Annotated in this window: 12 protein-coding genes; 8 read left to right on the forward strand and 4 right to left on the reverse strand. The window is 67.4% G+C overall.

What is annotated here, in order from left to right:
* The first annotated feature begins 105 nt into the window (after positions 1-105).
* On the forward strand, positions 106-2,814 hold the full coding sequence (gene metH, locus AC0CH3_RS04115) for a methionine synthase (RefSeq protein WP_465237631.1): 2,709 nt from the start codon (positions 106-108) through the stop codon (positions 2,812-2,814).
* A gap of 38 nt (positions 2,815-2,852) precedes the next feature.
* On the opposite strand, the gene AC0CH3_RS04120 is transcribed toward metH, so the two are convergent.
* Positions 2,853-4,061, reverse strand: a complete 1,209-nt coding sequence (locus AC0CH3_RS04120) for a cation:proton antiporter (protein ID WP_354302121.1) — start codon at positions 4,059-4,061, stop codon at positions 2,853-2,855.
* 235 nt (positions 4,062-4,296) lie between these two features.
* Between AC0CH3_RS04120 and AC0CH3_RS04125 the strand changes: the two genes are divergently transcribed.
* Positions 4,297-5,229: a right-handed parallel beta-helix repeat-containing protein gene (locus AC0CH3_RS04125; protein ID WP_354302123.1), complete on the forward strand. Its 933-nt coding sequence runs from the start codon at positions 4,297-4,299 to the stop codon at positions 5,227-5,229.
* A 51-nt stretch (positions 5,230-5,280) separates the two neighbouring features.
* Here AC0CH3_RS04125 and AC0CH3_RS04130 read toward each other — a convergent pair whose 3' ends face one another.
* Positions 5,281-6,924 carry an alkaline phosphatase family protein gene (locus tag AC0CH3_RS04130; protein WP_354302125.1) on the reverse strand — a complete coding sequence of 548 codons (1,644 nt, stop codon included), beginning with the start codon at positions 6,922-6,924 and terminating at the stop codon, positions 5,281-5,283.
* 107 nt (positions 6,925-7,031) lie between these two features.
* On the opposite strand from AC0CH3_RS04130, the gene AC0CH3_RS04135 reads away from it, so the two are divergent.
* From AC0CH3_RS04135 to AC0CH3_RS04150, 4 genes are all read left to right on the forward strand, one after another.
* On the forward strand, positions 7,032-9,065 hold the full coding sequence (locus AC0CH3_RS04135) for a protein-disulfide reductase DsbD family protein (protein WP_354302127.1): 2,034 nt from the start codon (positions 7,032-7,034) through the stop codon (positions 9,063-9,065).
* Between the two features lie 238 nt (positions 9,066-9,303).
* The gene (locus AC0CH3_RS04140) at positions 9,304-10,827 is read left to right on the forward strand and encodes a circularly permuted type 2 ATP-grasp protein (RefSeq protein ID WP_354302129.1); all 1,524 of its coding nucleotides are present in this window, start codon (positions 9,304-9,306) and stop codon (positions 10,825-10,827) included.
* The gene (locus tag AC0CH3_RS04145; RefSeq protein ID WP_056020893.1) at positions 10,827-11,762 is read left to right on the forward strand and encodes an alpha-E domain-containing protein; all 936 of its coding nucleotides are present in this window, start codon (positions 10,827-10,829) and stop codon (positions 11,760-11,762) included. The genes AC0CH3_RS04140 and AC0CH3_RS04145 overlap by 1 nt, the downstream gene beginning before the upstream one ends.
* Positions 11,762-12,595 carry a transglutaminase family protein gene (locus AC0CH3_RS04150; protein WP_056020896.1) on the forward strand — a complete coding sequence of 278 codons (834 nt, stop codon included), beginning with the start codon at positions 11,762-11,764 and terminating at the stop codon, positions 12,593-12,595. The genes AC0CH3_RS04145 and AC0CH3_RS04150 overlap by 1 nt, the downstream gene beginning before the upstream one ends.
* A gap of 4 nt (positions 12,596-12,599) precedes the next feature.
* On the opposite strand, the gene AC0CH3_RS04155 is transcribed toward AC0CH3_RS04150, so the two are convergent.
* Both AC0CH3_RS04155 and AC0CH3_RS04160 read right to left on the reverse strand, forming a co-directional pair.
* Positions 12,600-13,388 (reverse strand): arginyltransferase, encoded by a 789-nt coding sequence (locus tag AC0CH3_RS04155; RefSeq protein WP_354302131.1) that lies wholly within the window; start codon positions 13,386-13,388, stop codon positions 12,600-12,602.
* 138 nt (positions 13,389-13,526) lie between these two features.
* Complete coding sequence (locus AC0CH3_RS04160; RefSeq protein ID WP_056020902.1) at positions 13,527-14,783, reverse strand: threonine ammonia-lyase; 1,257 nt, start codon at positions 14,781-14,783, stop codon at positions 13,527-13,529.
* Positions 14,784-14,840: 57 nt separating this feature from the next.
* Between AC0CH3_RS04160 and AC0CH3_RS04165 the strand changes: the two genes are divergently transcribed.
* Positions 14,841-15,695, forward strand: coding sequence for an NAD(P)-dependent oxidoreductase (locus tag AC0CH3_RS04165; protein ID WP_354302134.1), 855 nt, complete (start codon positions 14,841-14,843; stop codon positions 15,693-15,695).
* Entirely contained in the window at positions 15,692-17,377 is a 1,686-nt protein-coding gene (locus tag AC0CH3_RS04170; protein WP_354302136.1) for an amidohydrolase, read from the forward strand. The genes AC0CH3_RS04165 and AC0CH3_RS04170 overlap by 4 nt, the downstream gene beginning before the upstream one ends.
* The last annotated feature ends 35 nt before the right edge of the window (positions 17,378-17,412 follow it).

Genomic DNA, 17,412 nt, shown 5'->3' on the forward strand with positions numbered 1-17,412 from the left:
CCCCCCCCCCCCCCCCCCCCCCCCGCCGCGAGCGCTACCCTCCCCAACGACCCCTCACCCCAACCCTCTCCCCGGAGGGGAGAGGGGGCCAGAAGAAATGAACCGATGACCACCACTTCCTCCACCTCTTTCGTCAACATCGGCGAGCGCACCAACGTCACCGGCTCGGCGCGCTTCAAGAAGCTGATCATGGCGGGCGACTATCCCGCCGCGGTCGAGGTCGCGCGCCAGCAGGTCGAGAGCGGCGCGCAGGTGCTCGACGTCAACATGGACGAGGGGTTGCTCGACGCGCATCACGCGATGACGACGTTCCTCAAGCTGATCGCCGCGGAACCCGACATCGCGCGCATCCCGTTCATGGTCGACAGCTCGAAATGGAGCGTGATCGAGGCGGGGCTGAAATGCGTCAGCGGCAAGCCGATCGTCAATTCGATCAGCATGAAGGAGGGCGAGGAGCAGTTCCTCAGCCAGGCCAAGAAGTGCATGGCATACGGCGCCGCGGTGGTCGTGATGGCGTTCGACGAGGTCGGGCAGGCTGACACCAAGGACCGCAAGGTCGAGATCTGCGAGCGCGCCTACAAGCTGCTCGTCGGCATCGGTTTTCCGCCCGAGGATATCATCTTCGACCCCAACGTCTTCGCAGTCGCGACGGGGATCGAGGAGCATGACAATTACGGCGTCGACTTCATCGAGGCGTGCCGCGAGATCAAGGCACGCTGCCCGCACGTCCATATCTCGGGCGGGCTGTCGAACTTCAGCTTCTCGTTCCGCGGCAACGAGCCCGTGCGCCGCGCGATGCACAGCGTGTTCCTCTATTATGCGATCCCCGCGGGCATGGACATGGCGATCGTCAACGCCGGCCAGCTCGACATCTATGACGATATCGATCCCGAGTTGCGGCAGGCGGTCGAGGACGTCGTGCTCAATAAGGATCCCGAAGCGGGTGAGCGGCTCGTCCAGCTCGCCGAACGCTATCGCGGCACCGACGTCGTCGCCGAGAAGGCGGCGGCCGAATGGCGCTCGCTCGACGTCAACAAGCGGCTCGAATATGCGCTGGTCAAGGGCATCGACCTCCACGTCGTCGAGGATACCGAGGAAGCGCGCCAGATCATCGACGGCAATGGCGGTCGCCCGATCGAGGTGATCGAGGGTCCACTGATGGACGGCATGAACGTCGTCGGCGACCTGTTCGGCAGCGGCAAGATGTTCCTGCCGCAGGTGGTTAAGTCGGCGCGCGTGATGAAAAAGGCGGTCGCGCATCTGCTGCCCTATATCGAGGCGGCCAAGGAGCCCGGCGCGCGCGGCAAGGGCAAGATCATCATGGCGACCGTCAAGGGCGACGTGCATGATATTGGCAAGAACATCGTCGGCGTCGTGCTGCAGTGCAACGGGTTCGACGTGGTCGATCTGGGCGTGATGGTGCCGTGGTCGAAGATTTTAGAGGCCGCGAACGAGAATGACGCGGACATGATCGGGTTGTCGGGCCTCATCACGCCGAGCCTCGACGAGATGGTGACGGTCGCCGAGGAGATGAAGCGCGCAGGGATGACGATGCCGCTGCTGATCGGTGGCGCGACGACGTCGAAGGTCCATACCGCGCTGCGTATCGCGCCGGCCTATGACGGCCCGGTGGTGCACGTGCTCGACGCAAGCCGTGCGGTCGGCGTCGCCTCGACGCTCGTGTCGGACACGATCCGCGACGAGTTCGTGACGAAAACCGCGGACGAATATGAGGCGGTGCGACTGGCGCGCGCGAACAAGGGGCAGAGCGAGCTGCTGCCGCTGGAAACCGCACGCGCGCGCGGGTTCGTCGCGGACTTCGCGATGAAGCCGGGGGCGCCGGCGAAGCCCGGCGTGCACGTGTTCGCGGACTGGGACCTGACCGATCTGCGCGATTATATCGACTGGACGCCGTTCTTCCGCGCGTGGGAGCTGGCGGGCAATTTTCCGGCGATCCTGACCGACGAGGTGGTCGGCGAGAGCGCAAGTTCGCTCTACGCAGACGCGCAGGCGATGCTCGACACGATCATTGCGGAGAAGTGGCTGACGCCGCGCGGCGTGGTCGGGCTCTGGCCCGCACGGCGCGAGGGGGACGACGTGGTGGTCACTGCTCCCTCTCCCCTGTGGGGAGAGGGCTGGGGTGAGGGGCAGCCAAGCAATGCTGCGCTTGGGACAGCCCCTCACCCCGACCCTCTCCCCACAGGGGAGAGGGAGCAGAAGGACGTGAGATTGCCGATGCTCCGCCAGCAGATCGCCAAGCGCGAAGGCCGCCCGAACATGTGTCTCGCCGATTTCGTCGACACGCAGGACGACTGGTTCGGCGGGTTCGCGGTCGGCATCCACGGCATCGACGCGCATATCGCGCGGTTCAAGGCGGGGCATGACGATTACAACGACATCCTGCTCAAGGCGCTCGCCGATCGCTTCGCCGAGGCGTTCGCCGAACGGCTGCACAAGCATGTCCGTCAGGAACTCTGGGGCTATGCGCCCGAGGAGCAGCTGACCAACGACGCGCTGATCAAGGAACAGTATCGCGGCATCCGCCCTGCGCCGGGCTATCCCGCATGCCCCGATCACAGCCTCAAGCCGATCCTGTTCGACCTGCTCGACGCCGAGACCGCGACCGGGCTCGAACTGACCGAGAGCTTCGCGATGTTCCCGACCGCCGCAGTATCGGGCTTCTATTTCGGCCATCCGCAGGCGGAGTATTTCGGTGTCGCGCGCGTCGGCCGCGACCAGCTCGAGGACTATGCAGCGCGCCGCGGTGTCGACTTGCCGACCGCGGAACGCTGGCTGCGGCCGAACCTCGACTAAAGGAGTGTTCACCCGCCCCCGCGGGTGAAGACGGCGTGTCAGGCGCTACGCCCGACCAGCCCCGCCAGTTTCTTCAGCTTCGGCGCGACCATCGGCACGGTCAGCATCGTGCTCGCCAGCGCCATCAGCAGCAGCGCAGTGAAGGTCTCGTTGGTGATGATCGCCTTGTCGAGCAGGATGTTGACGAAGATGATCATGATCAGCGCCTTGGTCTGAAGCAGCCAGCCGATCACCGAGGCTTCACCCGGGCGCCATTTGAGCAGCCGGCCGGCGGCATGGACGCCGGCGAGCTTGCCGCCGACCGAGGCCAGCAGCAGCAGTGCGGCGGCGGCGAACACCGCGACCCCGCCGACCGCCCATTGCGTCTTCAACCCGGTCGACAGGAAGAATACCGGCATCACCGCGAGCAGGACGAAGTGGCGGAAATCGTCCATCCGCTTCTGGTCGAACCATTTCGCGTCGAGCACCGCGCCCGACAGGAATGCGCCGACCATGAAATGCAGCCCCGCCCAGTCCGCGGCGAACCCGCAGCCGGCGAGCCAGATCAGGCTGACATACCAGCGATCGCGTTCGGGAATCCGCGCCATCAGCCGGCGGACGAGCACGGTGGCGAGCGCGAAGCCGACGAGGAACGCGCCCTGCCGCCCGACGCGCTCCCAATCGAGCAGGATCAGCGCGAGCACGCCCCAGATCGCGATGTCGTCGAGGCTGGCATAGCGCAGGATGCGCTGGCCGATCGGCTCGCGCAGGACGTCGAGCTTTTCGAGGAACAGCACGAGAATCGGTAGCGCGGTGACGGCGCAGGCCATGCCGATGCCGAGGATGACCTGCCAGCGAGCGCCTGACGGACCTGCCCAGCCCGGATAGCGCAGCATGACCGCCGCGGCGATGCTGCCCGTGACGAGCGGCACGGCGAGCGCGAGCCCGGCGGTGACCCCGGTCTCACGCCGCCGCTGCCACGCCTCGCCGAGATCGAGCTCGATGCCGGCGACCCAGACGAACATCATCACCGCCCACCAGGCGACGCCGTTGAGCGAGCCGAGCGTGACGGGGGTGAAGATCGTCGCGTAATAGTCAGGGAAGATCGCCCCCAGCACGCCCGGCCCGAGCAGGATGCCGCCGAAGATCTGCACGACCACCAGTGGCGCCCAGTAATCCGTCCGGCCGAGCCGCCACACGAGATAGGGCACCGTGAAAATGATCAGCATCGCGAGGAGGAAGACCTCCGTCGGCGTCATGGCGTGCATGCAATCCCCCCTGCGCGCGGTCGGGGCCCCCCCGCCGGCTGTCTCGTGGGACCGTGGTATGCCGCCGGGGTGGCGGGGGCAATATGCGGCGACCCGATCGCACCGGACTCGACCAATCCATCAGGTGCGTCATTGCGGGACGCGCGACAGGCCACCCGCTATCGGCAAGCACACGCGAACCGCTTAGGATGGCGCATGCCTGCACGATGATGGTGCCGGATCAGGAGTGCCTTGCGTGAACCGATCTCTCCTGCTGCTTACGATGGTCGCCGCGTCCGCCTCGGCGCAGGCGCCGGTACGCCGCGCCGCGCCTTTCACGGTCAACGGGCAGGGGTTCGCGACGCTGCAGGAGGCGGTGTCGTCGATCCGTCTGGGCACCGCGACGATCCTGATCGCGCCCGGCATCTACCGCGAATGCGCGGTGCAGGCGGGCGGGCGGATCACCTTCAAGGCGGCGGAGCCGGGCACCGCGATCTTCGAGCGCGTCGCGTGCGAGGACAAGGCTGCGCTGGTGTTGCGCGGGCAGGGCTCGGTGGTCGATGGCCTCGTCTTTCGCGGCTACAGCGTCGCGGACGGCAATGGCGCGGGCATCCGGACCGAGATGGGCGACCTGCGCGTCGTCAACGCGATGTTCCTCGACAGCCAGGAGGGCATTCTCGGTGGCGAGCCGAACGGACAACGGATCACGATCGACCAGTCGACCTTTTCGGGGCTCGGCCAGTGCGATCAGTCGCCGAGCTGCGCGCACGCCATCTATCTCGCAAACAAGGGTAGCGTGACGATCACCCGCTCGCGGTTCGAGCGCGGCACGGGCGGTCATTACGTCAAGCTGCGCGTGCCGACCGTGACGATCACCGACAACAGCTTCGACGACAGCGCGGGCCGCAAGACCAACTACATGATCGACCTGCCCGAGGGCGCAACCGGGCTGATCGCGCGCAACACCTTCGTGCAGGGCAAGCAGAAGGAGAACCATACGGGGCTGATCGTTGTCGCGGCGGAGGCCAAGACCTATCGCTCGACCGGATTGCGGGTCGAGGACAATGACGCGCGGCTGTCACCGGGGGACACGAGCAGCCCTGCGTTCCTTGCGGATTACAGCCATGACCGGCTGGCGCTGGGGGCGAACCGGCTGGGGACTGGGTTGCGGGCGTTCGAGACGCGCTGAACGGGAGCCGCTCCGCCCCTGGCGGGGGAGGCGGAGCGGCTCACCAAACGGTCATCCGCCGGTAGGACAGGTGCTCGCTGCGCCCGGATCAAGATCGAGGCACCGGCCGTCGAGCCCCGAGACCGGCAGCCCGATCGTCGCCGCGAGCGTCGGGACGATGTCCACCGTCTCCACCGACAGCGGCTGTTCGAACCCGGTCATCCCCTTGCGCCAGAACAGGATCGGCACGCGGCGGTCGTAATCCCATGGCGACCCGTGCGTCTCGACATAGCCGCCGGCCGGCGCCACGATCGTCGTCACACGCGGTTTGAGCAGCGTGACGAGCTGGCCCGAGCGCCCCTCGCTGTACGAGGCGCGCGCGCGCTCGATCAGCGTCCAGGTCTCGGGCGGCGTCTTCGCCATCGGCGTCGCCATGATCTCGGCGGCGGAGAAGGCGGCGGCAACCTGCGGCAAGGCACGATAGCGACGGAGTGCCTCGGCGAGCACCTTCGCCTGCGTCTTGGCCGGCAGGGTATCGTCGATATAGACGTCGCCCTCGGTGCCGAGCAGCACGCTGCCCTTCAGCCCCAGGTCTTTGGCGATCGCGGTGCCGACCTGCTTGGCCAGCACGTTCTCGTCCATATGCGCTTCCATCGGCATCGCGCGCTGTTGCTGGCGCTCGGTCGCGTCGTGCGCGCCGTGGTCTGCGGTCAGCACCACCTCGTAATCGACGCCGGTCTCGTCCAGCACCGCGAAGAACCCGCCCAGCGTCCGATCGAGCTCGGCCATCTGGATGCACATCTCCGACCCCTGCGTGCCGTAGGAGTGGCCGATATAATCGGTCGCCGACGCGCCGATGTCGATGATGTCGGTCTGCGGCCCCGTGCCGAGCTTCATGTCCTGGACGAGCGCTGCCGCCATCGCGAACACCGCGGCGTCGGACGCCGGCGACACGCGGAAGCCCTTGGCGTCGCCCGCCTCGCGTTCGAACCGGCCCTGGCCGTAGGTCTTGCCCGCGATCACGATCGGATGGTTCACGCCCGCGCAATAGCCCGGCAGCGGCAGTGCCGCCTGTGGCAGCGCGATCAGCTTGGCGACCGCGTCGCGCGTGCGCTGCACCGCGGGCGGCACCGCGCGGCCCGCATAGGAGACATAGGTCTTGCCGTCCCACCACCAGAGTTCGTCGACCTTGTGGCCGCCCATCATCACCGCCGCGCGATCCTTGCCCGCGACCGACACCGAGCGCGTCCGCGGATCGCGTGCCTTCATCATCTCGCCGAGCGTCGGGACCTTCAGGTGCATGTCCGACACGGTGTAGCTGTCGTGCGTGCTGCCGGTAACGCGCTCGTCCTCCGAGCAATAGACGATCTTGTCGGGCCGCCCCGCGCGCTGGTCGACCCAGTTGTTCGCGATGATCCCGGTGTGCGCTGGCCGCATGCCCGTCAGGATCGTCGAATGGCCGGGGCAGGTCTCGGTCGCGGCGTGGCTCTGATACCCGCTCGGGAACACGACGCCGCCGAGCAGTCGCGCGAAACCGCCGGTGTACCGGTTGCGATATTGCTGGAAAAGATCGGCGGCGAACTGATCGACCGAGATCGCGACGATCAGTTTCGGCGGCGTTGTCGGGGCCGCGGCGGGCGTCGGGGCCGGCGGTGCGGTCTGGGCGGAGACCGAACCGGCCGAGGTCAGCAGCAGCGCGGCGATAAGTGCTTTCACGAACAGTCCTTTAGCAAGCGGCGACCACGGGAGCAGCCGTCGCTTTGAAGTGCAATACGACATCGCCACCGCTATGGCTTTGCGCGATGAACGACACAAGGATGGCCATGCGCAGTTTACGTTGCGTCGTGATGACGGTTTTGCTGGCGCTGTGTGGCCTGTCGCCTGCGTTCGCGGAATCGCTCAATGGATCGAGCCAGCACCTGTCGATGCGGCTGGTCGCCGAAAGCGATCGCCCGAAGGCCGGCGCGCCGCTGACGATCGCGCTCGCGACGACGCCCGAAAAGGGCTGGCACGGCTATTGGCGCAACCCCGGCGATGCGGGATTTCCGGCGACGTTCGACTGGACGCTGCCCGCGGGTGCCAAGGCGGGCGAACCCGAATGGCCGGTGCCGACGACATTGCTGATCGCGGGCCTGATGAACTATGTCTACGAGGCGCCCTATGCGCCGCTCGTGACGATCCAGGTTCCCGCGGACCTTGCGCCGGGGACCAGGCTGCCGATCCGGTTGAAGACGAGCTATCTCGTCTGCTCGGCGACGATCTGCGTTCCCGAGGAGCAGGCGCTGTCGCTTGACCTGACGATCGGCGACGGCGCGCCCGCACAGACGGCGGCCTTTGCCGACTGGCGGCGCGCCATCCCCGAGCCACTCGATTCCGGCGCGACCTATGCCGCGAGCAACCGGACGATGCGGATCGCGGTGCCGTTCCCTGCAAGCGCCAGGGCCGACGCGGCGTATTTCTTCCCCGTCACCACCGGCATGATCGACAATGGCGCTCGACAGAAAGTCACGCGCGATGGCGACCGGCTGACGATCGAGACGAAGCTTGCGGCGAACGCAAAGAGCGGCGGGCCGGTCGAGGGCGTGTTGCGGATCGGCGACGCGCAGGGACTGAGCGTCAAGGCGACGCCCGGCGTGGTGGCCGACAGCGGATCAGGCACGGCGACCGCCGAGAATGTCTGGCTGACCGCGCTGGTCGCGTTCGCGGGGGCGGTGCTCGGCGGGCTGATCCTCAACATCATGCCGTGCGTATTCCCGATCCTCAGCCTCAAGGCACTCAGCCTCGCGCGCGGCGGGGCGAGCGAGAAGGACGCGCGCGGCGAAGCGCTCGCCTATACCGCGGGCGTCGTGCTGGTCTGCCTCGGGCTCGGGGCGGCGATCCTCGCGCTGCGTGCCGGCGGGTCCGCGGTCGGCTGGGCGTTCCAGTTGCAGCATCCCGCGGCGATCGTCGTACTGCTCCTGCTGAGTGCTGCGATCGCGTTCAACCTCGCCGGGCTGTTCGAGGTGCCGACGCCGCGCTTTGCGGGCGAAAGCGGTGCGAGCGGTGCGTTCGCGACGGGGGCGCTCGCGGCGTTCATCGCGACGCCGTGCACCGGCCCGTTCATGGGCGCGGCACTCGGTGCGGCGCTCGTTCTGCCATGGCCGGCGGCGCTCGCGGTGTTCGGCGGGCTCGGGATCGGACTGTCGCTGCCGTTCCTCGCGATCGGGTTCGTACCCGCATGGCGGCGCTGGCTGCCCAAGCCCGGCGTGTGGATGGAGACGTTCCGCCATATCCTGTCGGTGCCGATGTTCCTCACCGCGATTGCGCTCGGCTGGGTGCTGGGGCGGCAGACCGGCGTGGACACGCTGACGCTTGCGCTGATCGCGGTGCTGGCGGTGGGCGCGGTGCTCTGGATCGGCGGGTCGCGCCAGCGCAAGGGCAAGGCGTTCGGTGCCGCGGCACAGATCGCGCTGGCCGTGGTCTTCGTCGGCAGCGCGGTACTCATCGCGCGCGCGCCACCCGCATCGGCAAAGGTTGCGGCGGCTGGCGACGAGGGGTTTACCGAGGCCCGGCTCGCGTCGCTGCGTGCGGAGAAGCGCCCGGTGTTCGTGTATTTCACCGCCGACTGGTGCCTGACGTGCAAGGTCAATGAAAAGGCGGCGATCGACACCGCGGCCGTGCGCGATGCGTTCGCCAAGAACAACGTCGCGGCGCTCATTGGCGACTGGACCGACGGCGACCCGGTGATGGGCCGCTTCATCCAGGCGCATAACCGCGCCGGCGTCCCGCTCTACCTCTATTACGCCCCCGGCGCCGCCGAGCCGACCGTCCTGCCGCAGGTCCTGACTCCCGGTCTGCTGCAAGCGCTGGGGCGCTGATTTCCTCTCCGTCGTCGTGGGGGAAGGCAGGGTTCAGGGTTACCAAGCTTGCGCTCCATGGCCCTGGATCCTGACTTTAGGCAGGATGACGGGAGGGGAGAGGTGCTGCAGTCCTACGCGCGACCCGCCCCGGCTACGCTGGAGCATCGCGGTCGCTCACGAACATTCGGCGCTTGTGCGGCGCAGCGATGCGATGCAGCATGGAACCGTAACGCTTGATGGGGAATTTACCGTTCCGATGGGGAAACGAGCGTTTGATGAAATCATGGGGGCGTCGGACGATAATACCGTTCGCCCCGAACTTGCGGCATTGGGACGCTGGATCGAGGACACGCCTGACGTAGAGCTGCGGCGACGTCAGCAGGCGGCGGAGACGACGTTCCGGCAACTCGGCATCACCTTTGCCGTCTACGGCGAAAACGAAGCCGCCGAGCGCATCATCCCGTTCGACATTGTCCCCCGCGTCTTCCTGCATGACGAATGGACGCGCCTGTCCGAAGGATTGATCCAGCGCGTCGAGGCGATCAACGCGTTCCTCGACGATATCTATGGCGACCGTCGCATCCTCAAGGAGGGCATCCTCCCCGAGGATCTGGTCATGGGCAATGCGCAGTTCCGGCCGGAAATCGCAGGGATGCGCCCGCCTCACGGGATCTGGGCGCATATCTGCGGGATCGATCTGGTCCGCACGGGGCCGGACGATTTCTTCGTGCTCGAGGACAATGCGCGGACGCCTTCGGGGGTCAGCTACATGCTCGAAAATCGCGAGGCGATGCTGCGGCTTTGCCCCGAGCTGTTCCGCGAATTCCGCGTCGCTGCGGTCGACAGCTATCCCGATCGGCTGCTCGAGACGATGAAATCGGTCGCGCCGCACGGCGTCAGTGCGCCGACCTGCGTTGTGCTGACGCCCGGCCATTATAATTCGGCCTATTACGAGCACAGCTTCCTTGCGGATTCGATGGGGGTCGAACTCGTCGAGGCGGCAGATCTCGTGGTCGACGACGACATCGTCTGGATGCGGACGATCGCCGGGCGCGTGAAGGTCGACGTCATCTATCGCCGGATCGACGATGACTATCTCGACCCGCTCGTCTTCCGCCCCGACAGCGCGCTGGGCGTGCCCGGACTGATCGCTGCATATGCCGCGGGCAATGTCGCGATCATCAACGCGCCGGGCAACGGGATCGCCGACGACAAGGCGATCTACAGCTACATGCCCGATATCGTGAAATTCTATTCGGGCGGCACGTGCAAGCTTCCCAATGTCGAGACATGGCGCTGCCGCGAACCGCAGGCGCTCCAATACGTGCTCGACAATCTCGAGGACGTCGTCGTCAAGCTCGTCGATGGCTCGGGCGGGTACGGCATGCTGGTCGGGCCGACCGCGACGAAGCAGGAGATCGAGGATTTCCGTGCCGCGCTGATCGCCGAGCCGCACCGCTACATCGCGCAACCGACGCTGGCGCTGTCGACCGTGCCGACGATGGCGGAGGCGGGGCTGTGCCCGCGCCACGTCGACTTCCGGCCGTTCGTGCTGACCGGATCGAAGGGGGTGCAGGTCGTGCCCGGCGGGCTGACGCGCGTCGCGCTGAAGGAGGGCTCGCTGGTCGTGAACTCGAGCCAGGGCGGCGGAACGAAGGACAGTTTCGTGCTGATGGCGGATCAGTCGCAGCGCATGGCGGCAGGCGGCATGACGCAGATGATGGGCGGGATGTCGCAGACGCTCGGCACTGTTCCGTCGCAGCCCGAGGTGCAGTCCTGATGCTGTCGCGTACCGCTTCGTCACTCTACTGGCTCGGTCGCTATTTCGAGCGTGCGGACTTCATCGCGCGGCTGGTCGAGGCGACGGTGCGCCTCGACGTGCTGTCCCCGCAACCCGCGGGCGAGGACGCCTGGGCGTCCGCGCTGGCGGTCACCGAAACCGACGAGGCGTTCGCCCGGACCGGGGTGCCCGTCGCGCAGCGCGACGTCGTGCGCTTCCTGACGCTCGACGCGAGCCATCCGGGATCGATCGTGCGGTGTCTCGACATGGCGCGGAACAACGCCAAGGCGGTGCGTACCGCGCTGACGCGCGAAGCATGGACCGCGATCAACCGGGCATGGCTGCTGTTCGAGAACCGCGCGACGCCGGGCAGCACCACCGCGCAGCTCAATCTGGTCGAGGCGGTCAAGAACGAGACGCGCGGCTTCGAGGGGGCGATCCACCGGATGCTGCGCAATCAGACGACGTGGTTCATCCGGCTGGGGCAGGCGGTCGAACGCGCCGACAACACCGCGCGGCTGCTCGACGTCAAATACCACATCCTGTTGCCCGAGGGGCAGCAGCTTGGCGGCGCGATCGACCGTGACCAGTGGACGACGATCCTGCAGACCGTATCCGCGGTGACCGCCTATCGCTGGCTGTATAACGATGGACTTCGTCCGGCCGACGTGATCGACCTGTTGCTCGCGCGAGCGGAACTGCCGCGCAGCCTAGCCGCCTCTGTCGAGGAGACCGTCGACGTGTTGAACCTGCTTGCGAAACGCACCGGACAGCATGGCGAGGCCGACCGGATGGCGCGATTGCGCGCCTCGCGGTTGAGCCGGACCCGATCGGGCGAGGTGATCGCATCGGGCCTGCACCAGTATCTTCAGGCCTTCATCCAGGAAAACGCGATGCTCCACAGCGCAATCGGCCGGCAGTTCAAGTTCCTTTGATGCGTCTGTCGGTCGATCACCGCACGATCTATCGCTTCACAACGCCGCAGAGCCGGCTCGTCCAGATGCTCCGCATGACACCGCAGAATACGCATGACCAGACCGTCGCGCGCTGGCGGATCGACGTCGACTGCGACGCGCGGCTGCGTCAGGGGCGCGACGGCTTCGGCAACGTCATCACCATGCTGTACATCGACGGTCCGATCGACGGGATCGAGATCAGCGTCACCGGCGACGTGCTGACGAGCCATTCGGATGGTGTCGTCCACGGCGCGCACGAGGTGCTCCCGCCCGCGCTGTTCCTGCGGTCGACGCCGACGACACCGCAGGACGGTGCGATCGCGCGCTTTGCGGAGAATGCCGCGTCGGGGGCAAGCGGTCGCATCGGCGCGCTCCACCGGCTGAACGACGCGGTCCACGCGCGCCTGGCGCCGGATCTGGGGCGGCCCAAGCCGGACCTCGACGCGGCCGCGGCATTCCGGCTCGACAGCGGCACGTCGCGGGACATGGCGCAGGTGTTCATCGTCGGCGCACGCGCGCTCGGCGTACCCGCCCGCTACGTGTCCGGCTATCTGTTCACCGATCGCGACGACGATCACCGGCCGACGCCGCATGGCTGGGCAGAGGCCCATGTCGACGGGCTTGGCTGGATCGGCTTCGACCCGTTTGTCGGCGCCTGTCCCGAGGAGGAGCATGTCCGCATGGCGGTCGCGCTCGATGCGGCGGGCGCGGCGCCGGTCGCGGGCTCGCGGCTAGGTGAGGGGGGTGAACGGCTCGACGTCGACGTGGTGGTCTCGAGCGACGGCGACGATCTTCCCCGCAACACGCAGTAGCGATTCAGGCGAGCGGCAGCTGCTCGACGGGCTGCGGCGGCAGCGGTTCGGCGATGTCCGCGTCGGTGAGAAGCCGCCAGCCCGCAGGACCGAGCCGCTCGATCGGGCGATAGCGGATCTTGTATTCCATCCGGCTCGATCCCTTCACCCAATAGCCCAGATAGACATAGGGCAGGCCGGCATCGCGCGCGCGGAAGATGTGGTCGAGGATGATGTAATTGCCGAGCCCCGGCCGGGTCGCATCGTCGGCGGCAAAGAAGCTGTAGATCATCGAAAGACCATCGGCATGCCGGTCGGTCAGGCAGGCGCCGATGAGCGCACCCGGTACGCCGTTGGCGCTGGGTTCGCGATATTCGACGATCAGCGACTCGACGGGCGAATGCTCGACCATGTCGGCATAATCGTCCTCGTCCATGCCGGCCATGCCGCCGCCGGGGTGTCGCGTCGACAGATAGCGGCGGAGAAGCTGGAACTGTTCGTCGGTCGCCCAGGCCTTGCAGACTCGCGCCTCGATGTCCGCGTGGCGTTTGAGCAGCTTGCGCTGGGTCGCGTTCGGGGCGAATTCCGGGGTGACGATGCGCACCGACACGCAGGCGACACACCCCGCGCAGCTCGGCCGATACGCGACCCCCTGGCTGCGCCGGAACCCGATCCGGCCGAGCGCGTCGTTGAGGTCGTTGGCGTGCGGGCCCGTGAGCTCGGTGAAGACCTTCCGTTCCTGTCGCCCCGGCAGGTACGGGCAGGGGCCGGGACTCGTCACGAAGAAGCGGGGAAAGCGGAACGGTGCAGTCATCTGGAATTGCCCCCCTCCGGCTCCACCGCGATCTTAGGCGGCAGAGGTATATGAATAGTATGCGGCACGATGAAAAGCGGGCGCACGCGACGCAGTAAAAACTTCGTCGCGTGCGGCAGCGCGGGGATTACCCGGTGATCAGGCCAGTTCGACGGTGCTCGTCTCGTATCCCGCCGCCTTGAGCGCGGCGACCAGCCGGTCGAGATGCGCACGGTCGCGCGCCTCGCACTCGATGTCGGTGATCAGTCCCTTTGCCGGCAACGTCGTGAAGACGCGCTGGTGATAGACTTCGATGATGTTGACGCGTTCCTGGTCGAAGATCCGCGCGACGTTGTAGAGCGCGCCAGGCTGGTCCTGAAGCCGGATGCGCAGACGTGCGAGCCGGCCCGAGCGGGCAAGGTCGCGCAGCAGCACGTTGGCGAGCAGCCGCGTGTCGATGTTGCCGCCGCACAGCACGATGCCAACGGTACGGCCCTTGAATCGCTCGGGATGCTGGAGCAGCGCGGCGAGGCCTGCGGCACCCGCACCCTCGACGACCGTCTTCTCGATCTGGAGCAACAGGCTGACCGCCATCTCAAGGCTGCGCTCGCTGACGAGGACGATGTCGTCGACCAGTTCGGCGACCATCTTCGACGTGATGCCGCCGGGTTCCTTCACCGCGATGCCTTCGGCCAGCGTATCGCCGGCGCACGGCATCGTCGTCCCGTTGATGCGGTTGTACATCGACGGGAACAGCTCGGCCTCGACGCCGACGACCTCGATCGGATGGCCGCCCTCCTGCGTCGCAGCGCGCGTCACCGTGGCAACGCCCGAGATCAGTCCGCCGCCGCCGATCGGCACGACCATCAGGTCGATGTCGGGCACGTCCTGCAGCATCTCGATCGCGGTCGTGCCCTGCCCGGCGATGACGCGCGGGTCGTCGAACGGGTGGACGAAGGTGAAGCCGCACTCACCCTCGAGCACGCGCGCATGCGCATAGGCGGCGTCGAACGTGTCGCCGTGCAGCACGACCTTGGCACCATGGCCCTCGGTCTGCGTGACCTTCACCGTCGGCGTGTTGGTCGGCATGACGATCGTCGCGGGGATGCCGAGCCGGTTGGCGTGATAGGCGAGGCCCTGCGCGTGATTGCCCGCCGAGGCCGCGATGACGCCCTTCGCGCACGCCTCGGGCGACAGCTGCAACAGCGTGTTGAGCGCGCCGCGTTCCTTGTACGCCGCGGTGAACTGAAGATTCTCGAACTTCAGATAGACCGTCGCGCCGGTCATCTGGCTCAGCGTCCGGCTGATCAGCGTCGGCGTGCGCACGATCGAGGCGCGGATGCGGTCATGCGCGGCGCGGACGTCGTCGATGGACACGGGAAGGGTGGGTGCCGCTACGGCAGCGAGGGTAGCCATGCGCGATGCGCTAGACCATCTGGCGCGCAGGGGAAACACCGCTTATGCGCTTGGGGCATGGCAAAACTGGCATTCATCGGGACCGGCGTGATGGGCGCCCCGATGGCGGGGCATCTCGTCGCCGCCGGGCACGACGTCGTCGTCTATAACCGCACGCAGGCCAAGGCGCGGGCCTGGGCCGAGAAACATGGCGGGACCGTCGCCGAGACTCCCGCGGCAGCCGCGACGGGGGCGGATGCGGTGTTCGCGTGCGTCGGCAATGACGACGATCTGGCATCGGTGACGCTCGGCGAGGACGGCGCGTTCGCAGCGATGCGCGACGATGCGGTGTTCGTCGATCACACGACGGTATCCGCAGCGATCGCACGGCGGCTCGCGGCGGAGCGTGCGCTGGTCGTCGATGCGCCGGTTTCGGGCGGACAGGCGGGCGCCGAGAGCGGCAAGCTGTCGATCATGTGCGGCGGTTCGGCGGCGGCGATGGCGAAGGCCGAACCCTTCATGCAGGCCTATGCAGCACGGATCGTCCATGTCGGCGACGCGGGCGCCGGGCAGACGACGAAGATGTGCAACCAGATTGCGATCGCCGGCGTGATCCAGGGCGTCGCCGAGTCGCTGCGGTTCGCGCAAATGTCGGGGCTTGATCTCGACAAGGTGCTCGAGGCGATCTCGGGCGGCGCGGCGCAGAGTTGGCAGATGGTCAATCGCTGGCCGACGATGGCGAGGGACGAGTTCGACTTCGGCTTCGCGGTCGACTGGATGCGCAAGGACCTGGGGCTCGCGCTCGACGAGGCGCGCCGCAATGGTGCGGTGCTGCCGGTCGCGGCGCTCGTCGATCAATTCTATGCCGATGTCCAAGCGATGGGCGGTGCTCGCCAGGATACGAGCGCGTTGGTGCGGAGATTGCCCAAGTGAAGCGTTTTCTGATTTCGACGGCGGCAGCGTCGCTGCTCGCCGGTCCCGCCTTTGCCGACGGGATCGTCGACAACGTCAACGGCATCACGGTCGCCGAGGGCGGCAAGCTCATCCGGTTCAAGGCGATCCTGGTCGACAAGGACGGTCGCGTCACGCGGCTGGTCCCGCCGGGCGAGGAACCGCCGAAGCTCAGCCGCAAGGAATTGAAGAAGAACGCGGGCAAGCCGTTGTACGACTGGCGGATCGACATGCGCGGCAAGACCGCGTTGCCGGGGTTCGTCGACGCGCATGGCCATGTCCTCGAGCTCGGCTTCGGCGCGCTGTCGCTCGATCTGTCGTCGGCCAAGTCGCTGGGCGAGGCGAAGTCGCTGATCGCGGCGTATGTCGCCGCCAACCCCGATCGCAAATGGGTCCTTGGACGCGGCTGGAACCAGGAGACCTGGGGGCTGGGACGCTTTCCGACCGCCGCGGATCTCGACTCGGTGGCGGGCGGGCATCCGATCTGGCTGTCGCGCGCGGACGGTCATGCGGGCTGGGCGAACAGCGTCGCGATGCGCGAGGCGGGGATCACCGGGGCGACGCTTGCCCCTGCTGGCGGGCGTATCGAGAAAAGCGGCGGCGCCCCGTCGGGTGTGTTCGTCGACGCCGCGCAGGCGCTGATCGAGAAGGTGGTGCCGCAACCCCTCCCCAAGGAGCGCGACGCCGCGTTCCTGACCGCGCAACGGATCCTGCTGGAGTATGGCGTCACCGCGGTCGCGGACATGGGGACGACGCTCGACGACTGGCTGACCTATCGCCGGATGGCAGATCTGGGCGGGCTCCGGGTGCGGATCATGAGCTATGCGCTGGGCGTCGAGACCGCGGGGCGGATCGGCGGCAAGGGGCCGACACCGTGGCTGTATGCCGACCATCTCCGGATGGGCGGCGTGAAGCTGTACGCGGACGGTGCGCTGGGGTCGCGCGGCGCGTGGCTGCTCAAGCCCTATGCCGATGCGCCGGGGCAGACGGGTCTGGGGTTCCTGACCGATGCGCAACTGCAGAACCAGATGAGCCGCGCGGCTATGGACGGGTTCCAGGTCGCGGTGCATGCGATCGGCGACAAGGCCGATCAGCAGGTGCTCGACGCGATCCAGGTCGAGAGCGAGACCTACACCGGCGACCGGCGCTGGCGTGTCGAGCATGCGCAGATCGTCGATCCCGCCGACCTTCCGCGTTTCGGCAAGTTCGGCACGATCGCGTCGATGCAGCCGACGCACCAGACGAGCGACCGCGCAATGGCCGAGGCGCGGCTCGGGCCGAACCGCCTGACGGGCGCGTATGCGTGGAAGTCGATACTGGCCAATGGCTCGAAGCTCGCATTTGGGACCGACTTCCCGGTCGAGAAGCCCGACCCGTTCGCGACCTGGGCCGCGGCGTTCACGCGGCAGGATGCGGATGGCCAGCCGCAGGGCGGATGGCAGCCGCAGGAACTGATCACGCGCGAGCAGGCGTGGTGGGCGATGACCGGGGCCGCCGCCTATGCGGGGTTTGCGGAAACCAAGTTCGGTGCGCTGGCACCGGGGCAGCGTGCGGACTTCATCATCGTCGATCGTGATCCGACGCTCGCGTCGCCCACCGACCTGCGGACGACCAAGGTCGAACAGACCTGGATCGGCGGCGAGAAGATGTGGGAGCGGAAATAAGCGCGGCGTCCGTGCCGGACGGGGGCGGTGCGTCG

Source organism: Sphingomonas sp. AC449 (assembly GCF_979253475.1).

Bases quoted from the DNA above. Each gene is read 5' to 3' on its own strand.
- AC0CH3_RS04160 (WP_056020902.1), bottom strand. From the start codon at position 14,783: ATGGCTACCCTCGCTGCCGTAGCGGCACCCACCCTTCCCGTGTCCATC.
- AC0CH3_RS04140 (WP_354302129.1), top strand. From the start codon at position 9,304: ATGGGGAAACGAGCGTTTGATGAAATCATGGGGGCGTCGGACGATAAT.
- AC0CH3_RS04145 (WP_056020893.1), top strand. From the start codon at position 10,827: ATGCTGTCGCGTACCGCTTCGTCACTCTACTGGCTCGGTCGCTATTTC.
- AC0CH3_RS04120 (WP_354302121.1), bottom strand. From the start codon at position 4,061: ATGCACGCCATGACGCCGACGGAGGTCTTCCTCCTCGCGATGCTGATC.
- AC0CH3_RS04150 (WP_056020896.1), top strand. From the start codon at position 11,762: ATGCGTCTGTCGGTCGATCACCGCACGATCTATCGCTTCACAACGCCG.
- AC0CH3_RS04135 (WP_354302127.1), top strand. From the start codon at position 7,032: ATGCGCAGTTTACGTTGCGTCGTGATGACGGTTTTGCTGGCGCTGTGT.
- AC0CH3_RS04155 (WP_354302131.1), bottom strand. From the start codon at position 13,388: ATGACTGCACCGTTCCGCTTTCCCCGCTTCTTCGTGACGAGTCCCGGC.
- AC0CH3_RS04165 (WP_354302134.1), top strand. From the start codon at position 14,841: ATGGCAAAACTGGCATTCATCGGGACCGGCGTGATGGGCGCCCCGATG.
- metH (WP_465237631.1), top strand. From the start codon at position 106: ATGACCACCACTTCCTCCACCTCTTTCGTCAACATCGGCGAGCGCACC.